4 protein-coding genes and 2 pseudogenes are annotated in these 5718 nt (G+C 65.6%); 3 read left to right on the forward strand and 3 right to left on the reverse strand.

The window, feature by feature from the left end; translation table 11 throughout:
- Nucleotides 1-260 precede the first annotated feature (260 nt).
- Nucleotides 261-1027, forward strand: a pseudogene (locus QZX79_RS16790) (transposase family protein).
- 41 nt (nt 1028-1068) lie between these two features.
- Here QZX79_RS16790 and QZX79_RS16795 read toward each other — a convergent pair.
- The gene (locus QZX79_RS16795) at nt 1069-2001 is read right to left on the reverse strand and encodes a hypothetical protein (protein ID WP_294570090.1); all 933 of its coding nucleotides are present in this window, start codon (nt 1999-2001) and stop codon (nt 1069-1071) included.
- A 1560-nt stretch (nt 2002-3561) separates the two neighbouring features.
- Here QZX79_RS16795 and QZX79_RS18645 point away from each other — a divergent pair.
- Nucleotides 3562-3732: pseudogene (locus QZX79_RS18645) on the forward strand (DUF5710 domain-containing protein); the annotation flags it as partial.
- A 72-nt stretch (nt 3733-3804) separates the two neighbouring features.
- Nucleotides 3805-4347 carry a hypothetical protein gene (locus QZX79_RS16800; protein WP_294570092.1) on the forward strand — a complete coding sequence of 181 codons (543 nt, stop codon included), beginning with the start codon at nt 3805-3807 and terminating at the stop codon, nt 4345-4347.
- A gap of 199 nt (nt 4348-4546) precedes the next feature.
- Here QZX79_RS16800 and QZX79_RS16805 read toward each other — a convergent pair whose 3' ends face one another.
- Together QZX79_RS16805 and QZX79_RS16810 are read right to left on the reverse strand one after the other, a co-directional pair.
- On the reverse strand, nt 4547-5260 hold the full coding sequence (locus QZX79_RS16805) for a carboxymuconolactone decarboxylase family protein (RefSeq protein WP_294570094.1): 714 nt from the start codon (nt 5258-5260) through the stop codon (nt 4547-4549).
- A gap of 75 nt (nt 5261-5335) precedes the next feature.
- A partial coding sequence (locus tag QZX79_RS16810) for a hypothetical protein (protein ID WP_294570096.1) occupies nt 5336-5718 on the reverse strand: 383 nt, incomplete at its 5' end.

Here is a 5718-nt window from a genome sequence, read left to right on the forward strand (position 1 = left end):
GGCCAGGCCGGGCGGAGGGCCGCTACACTACGACCCGGCGTTTCGGGACTGGGTGTTCTGGTGGTATCTGGCCACCATCGAGCCCACCGATCAACTGATCGTCCGCCGGGATGCTCGCACTGAGCCCTTTCCAACCTGGTGGGCGGGCTCCGGTCGGCGCGGCGTGGCGTCACCGAGATGAGTGAAGCTCCTGGTAGGCGGGCGATTGCCTAGATCAATCCGCCTGACCAGGAGCTTCGGGTGCCTTCCTACCCCGCGGGGTGTCCGTGTCCAACCACGCCCTCATCACCCTGTCCGACGCACTACGCCGGCGGCGAGCGCAGGTCAGAACCCGCTGGCGCAGGCTCAGCGTCGGTCGCCAAGCCCTGCTCGTGGTCGCGCACCTGCGCAAGGGCGAGACCTACGCCGACCTAGCCGCCGGTTTCGGCATCGGCACCACCACGGTGTTCCGCTACATCCGCGAAGCCCTCGACGTGCTGGGCGGGCTCGCCCCCTCGCTGTCCAACGCGGTCGCCATGGCGACCAGGAAGGCGTTCGTGATCCTGGACGGCACGCTGCTACGGATCGACCGAGTCGGCATGGGCTCGGGCCGCGACCGGCCCCACTACTCCGGAAACACAAGGCGCACGGCGTCAACGTGCAGGTCCTCGCCGACCCCAACGGGCGGCTGATCTGGGTCTCACCAGCGCTTCCCGGCGCGCGGCACGACATGGGCGCCGCCCGCGAGCACGGCCTCCTTGACGCCCTACGCGACGCGCAGGTGAAGGTGATCGCCGACAACGGCTACCGCGGCGCGGGCTTCGCGGTCCCGCAGCGCCGTCGCCCCGCCGACCCCAACACCGGTGAACGCCGACGCTTGTCCCGCAACCAGAAGGCGGTCAACTCCGCCCACGCCCGCCAGCGCGGACCGGGTGAGCGCGCGAACGCCCAGCTCAAGAGTTGGAAGATCCTCCGCAAGATCCGTTGCTGCCCGCGACGAGCCACCGACCTGGTCAAGGCCGTCCTCGTGCTCATCCACGCAGGCTGACCTCAAGTGGAAACGGCTCAGTATCAGATTCGGCTCGGACCTCAACAGGCAACAGGCCTTGATGTGGCGTTGACGAACTCGAGCCTAAGTGCATCTGATGCCGGTACGACTAGTGCTACTCCATCGTCGAAGCGCCAACCATCATGCAGGAAGAAGTAGTTGCCTCCACTGTGCAGTATCATCTTGAGGCCATCATAACGAAATCTATGGGCTGCTTCGGGATTTTTGCATGTAGTTTCAATTACTCCAGGAACTGCGAGACTAAGGCTCTTCTCGCTATAGAGTACAGCACCCGGCCATGACGAAAGATTGGCCACAAGCTGAGCGGCTCGCTGGCTTCCCACAGCTGCCGACAAATCTCCGGCTGCCCAAAATAATCCTGCACTCGCTATAATAAAGATGGCAGCCCATTCCATAACTACTGCACTCGAAGTGGTAGACCGAGAGCCGGTTTCGCTATTGGAGTCTAGCGCTCTTCGCCAGCGATCCAGCTTGGATGCTGCGAAAAGTAGGGCGACTCCTGCTGTCAATGAAAGACCTGGCACCGCAGTAAAAATCTGGATAGAATCCGGCACCATAATGCCAACGCCGGCAATAGTTAATAAGACGGCGGCTGTAGCGGCCGCAGCGACGGATCCTGCAAGTGCCCAGCTCCGCGCTCGACGCTGCAGAAAATTGATAGGCATAAGATGGTGTGCCCATAGACCAGTCAACAGTATGGCTGCGATGGCAATCAATGGCACAAATAGGCCGTCCGCGCTTCGGATCAAGTAATCTTCCACTCGAAATTCAAAGATCGTGTAATCCACACCGAACGCATCGAAAAACCAATAAGCATGCAGTAGGCCGAAGTAGAACATTATCGCAGTCAGCATTGTAGCTGGAGCGACGATGGCCCCAAAAATCTTGGCGGCTCTTACAGGTCCTGAGTCGCTCGGGTCTGTAACGTCGCTACCGCTGCGATCCTCACCCACGGTTGCAGTCCCCATTGCCGTTACTCAGGGCCACTATTAAGGGGTGGGTTGTCGTTGGAGGGTGGGTTGTCGTTGGAGGGTGGGTTGTCGTTGGAGGGTGGGTTGTCGTTGGAAGGCGGGTTGTCGTCGACAGATGAACACGGCGAGTTAAGAACAAGGTCGAGGTTTCCGTCCTCAACCACAGCGTAAAGCTGCTCTTTGTCACCCGTACCGGTTCTAACAGTAGATTCGGCTACGCGGACTATGACCACCCTTCCGGTGTAGGCGTCACAGGGCCCTGGGTCAATTCTCGTGCGAACTTGTATGCATTCAGTTCCACCGCATGCCTTCCTGATCTCGGGCTTGAGGTCCGTATCTATCCGTGTGATAGGCGAATATGAAAGCCCATCCATGGGAATCGGTATTCTTATTGGAGAAGGAATAGAAGTGTCTGTTCCTGGCCTGCCAACCGGCCCAGGTGGCTGGCCTTGACTTCGAGGCTTCGAGGGGGAAGTGCCTGAGTTGGGGTTGGTCGAGTTGGGGTTGGTCGAGTTGGGGTTGGTCGAGTTGGGGTTGGTCGAGTTGGGATTAAGGGTAAGATTTGGTGGGGTCGGGGAATCTCTGCTAACAGCCTGAGTCTCGCCGCGTCCGGAGAGTGCGAACGAAATAATGAAACCTATCAATGCGAGAGTGATAAATATAGTTAGAGCCAGATAAACTCTTGCCCGCGTGATTGTAAACATGATAAGCCCCCTGGCTGTCTAGCAACTGGCTTTGCCTGATCTCTAGACTACGGATGAACGCATGCAGTCCGATTGTCAATACTCGCATCAGTTGCCGCCGTACGGAAGCCGCCGAAGGTGCAGTCAGCGCGGAAGCCTCGAGGCTGCGTGCACCGTTGGTGCCGAGGACGTCGGCACTCGCCTACAGCGACATGTCAGCCGCCTCCTCGAACGGTTAGATCTACGCAAGGCCCGGCGTCTGGAAGGGGTTGGCAGTGGTGGTGGGGCGGGCGGCTGCTGGTGTCCGGCTGGCCAGCGGGGTTGACGGTAGTGATGACGCGCCAGCTGGTGCCGTCCTGCGCTTGATGCCCCGCCGCGCTCGATGCCAACGACGTCGACGCGATGTTCGCGGTCGCGCGCCGCTCGGTCACCTGGGCAGCGCCTGCCCAATGACCGCCGACTCACACCCGGCCAGCGGCGGGCCCAGCAGCGCCCGACGACTGCGCCGGCAGTAGGCCACGGCTGCGGTCGGTGAGAAGGGCCTCGGGGCTCCGCCCCGAACCCCGGCCCTCTCTCCAGTGGAGGGGGAAGTGCGGCACCGGGGCTCCACCGCCGCCCGTTCGTCCCGAGGGGATGCCACACCGCCGGTGGGGTGCAAGGCAGAACAGCGCGCCTTGCACCCCACCGGCCGGCGCGGCCGGCTGCGCCCGCCCGACCGACGGTGGAGCCCCTCCAGGCCGAGCCGTTAGCGGGAGCGCTCGACTGAGGTGGCACGAGCCCGCGAGCCATGAAGCTTTCTGTCGGTCCTGAATGCGATCCTGAGTGGTAATGCTGGCCTCTGAAGATCGGGGGAGTACTGATGGTGCACGAACCCACCGCTCCACAACCGTGCGCTCGCGAGAGCGGTTCGATTTCGGCCCGGGCCTACTTGGACGTCCCGTACGCCGAGAAGGATGCTGCGAAGGCCCTTGGGGCTCGCTGGGACCCTGCAGCCCGCCGCTGGTATGACCCCTGTCCGCCTTCGGCCGGGCTGCAGCGGTGGGCGGCGCGCGCAGAGGTGCCCGAGCTGTTGCCCGGCGAGGACCGTGCGTTCGGCTCCGGGTTGTTCGTTGATCTGGTGCCGGCGTCGTGCTGGTTCACCAACGTGCGGTCCTGCGTCAGCTCGGTGGACTGGGCGCGGCTGCGTCGCCCGGTCCTGAGCCGCGCCCGCCACCGCTGCGAGGCGTGCGGCAATGGCGAGGACCGCCGCGCGCGTCGGTGGCTGGAGGTGCACGAGCGCTGGCACTACGACGAGCCGGGCGGGGTGCAGGCGCTGCGGCGGCTGATCTGCCTGTGCTCGCCGTGCCACCTGGTGACGCACTTCGGGTACGCCAACGTCACCGGTCGTACCGACGAGGCGTTCGCCCACCTGCGCCGGGTCACGGGCATGAACCAGCCACAGGCATGGAGGCACGTCCACGACGCCGAGCAGGTCTGGCTACGTCGCTCGGAGCAGGTGTGGGAGCTCGACCTGGGCATGCTCACCGGCGCCGGAATCGCCGTCCGGCGTCCGGAGCCCGCCGAGCAGCGTCTTGCCGTCGCCGAGGAGGCGCTCCGGCGAGCCGACCCTCCCGCGACCCGTTCAGCGCGAGGTCACTCCGCGTAGTCCAGCCTCCCCGGCGCCGCGTGCCACGTCATGCGCCGCGAACGTGGGGACAACGCTGGGGTTCAGGTCTTGCCGGGATGTCGTCCCGTAGAGCGGAGTCGCAGGTCGAGGTCCTGGATCGTGTTGATCGGTTGCCTTCCGCGACGGAGGCCGGCCGGCCCGCACTGGCGGGGCCTCCGCTCCGCGGTCTGCGTGGGTGTCAGCGGGTGCTGCCGGACCTGCGCCGGTGGGTCAGGGCCTGGAAGGTGCGGGTCGCGATCGTGAACGCCTTCCACTCCCGTGCGCGGAACACCGTGTCGAGTGGAGTGTCGGCGAGGTGGTTGGTGTAGTTGGACAAGGTCTTCACCGCGAGGGCCAGGACGAGGTGCAGGGCGTGCTGGTCGGTGTAGCCCGCTGCGCGGAACGCCGCGACCTGGTCCTCGGTGGGCCGGCCGCGCTCGAGCAGGAGCTGGCGGGTGAAGGTGCTCAGCGCCTCCAGCCTCGGATCCGGGATCGGGGTGCCGCCGCGGACGGCCTCGGTGACCGCGTGCGGCACCCGCGCGACCGTGTCGGCGACGAGGCTATGGGCAGCCATGCAGTACTCGCACGCGTTCTCCGCGCTGATGGTGAGGAACACGACCTCCTGCTCGACCGGGTCGAAGCCCGACTCGGCACGGAACTGTTCGTAGCCGGTGAGGTAGGTGTCGAGCAGCGCCGGCGAGTTGGCCATGACCCGGTACACGTTCGGCAGCATGCGGGCGGCGCGCTTGCCGCGGTCGAGCAGCTCGCGCTGGCGGTCGGTGGCGTCTGTGTACCGGATCGATCCGATCACGAGGAAGCCGAGCCGTTGTGGCCGAGAGCCGAGCGACCACCAGTCGCGTGCGTCGGTGTCGAGTTGCGCCGGCCCGGGGGCCGCCGTGCTCAGTCCCACCACGTGCGGCGGGGCCGCACCCCCGTGGTGGGGGTGCGGCCCCGTCGTGGTGGTGCTGGGTGGGTTCGTGGTGGTGGGTCAGAAGCCGAGCTGGCGGTCTCCGCCCCATCCGGGGATGGGGAGGGGGGGCAGGTTCTGGATGAACTGACCGGCCCCGTTGAGGAGGTTGCCGACCTCACCGGCGGCGCGGCCGGGGGTGACGAGCGACAGCGGCAGGATCCAGCCCGGGCCGTCCCCGCTGACCAGGTTGCCGCTGGCGAAGTCGTAGACCCCGGTGCGGCGGTCCATGAAGGTCACCTCGACCCGGTCACCGGGCAGGTCACGCACGGTGAGGACCTGGTCGTTGAACACCCCTTGGGCGACCTGGCCGGCCTGGTTGAGGAACTGGCCCACCCCGCCCTGCTGCGGCTGGGCCGCCGGGGTGCTGGGTCGGGGGGTGGTGCGCTGGGGGGCGCTGGGCT

The sequence above is a fragment of the uncultured Arthrobacter sp. genome (assembly GCF_902805515.1).
GTDB lineage: Bacteria > Actinomycetota > Actinomycetes > Actinomycetales > Micrococcaceae > Arthrobacter_D.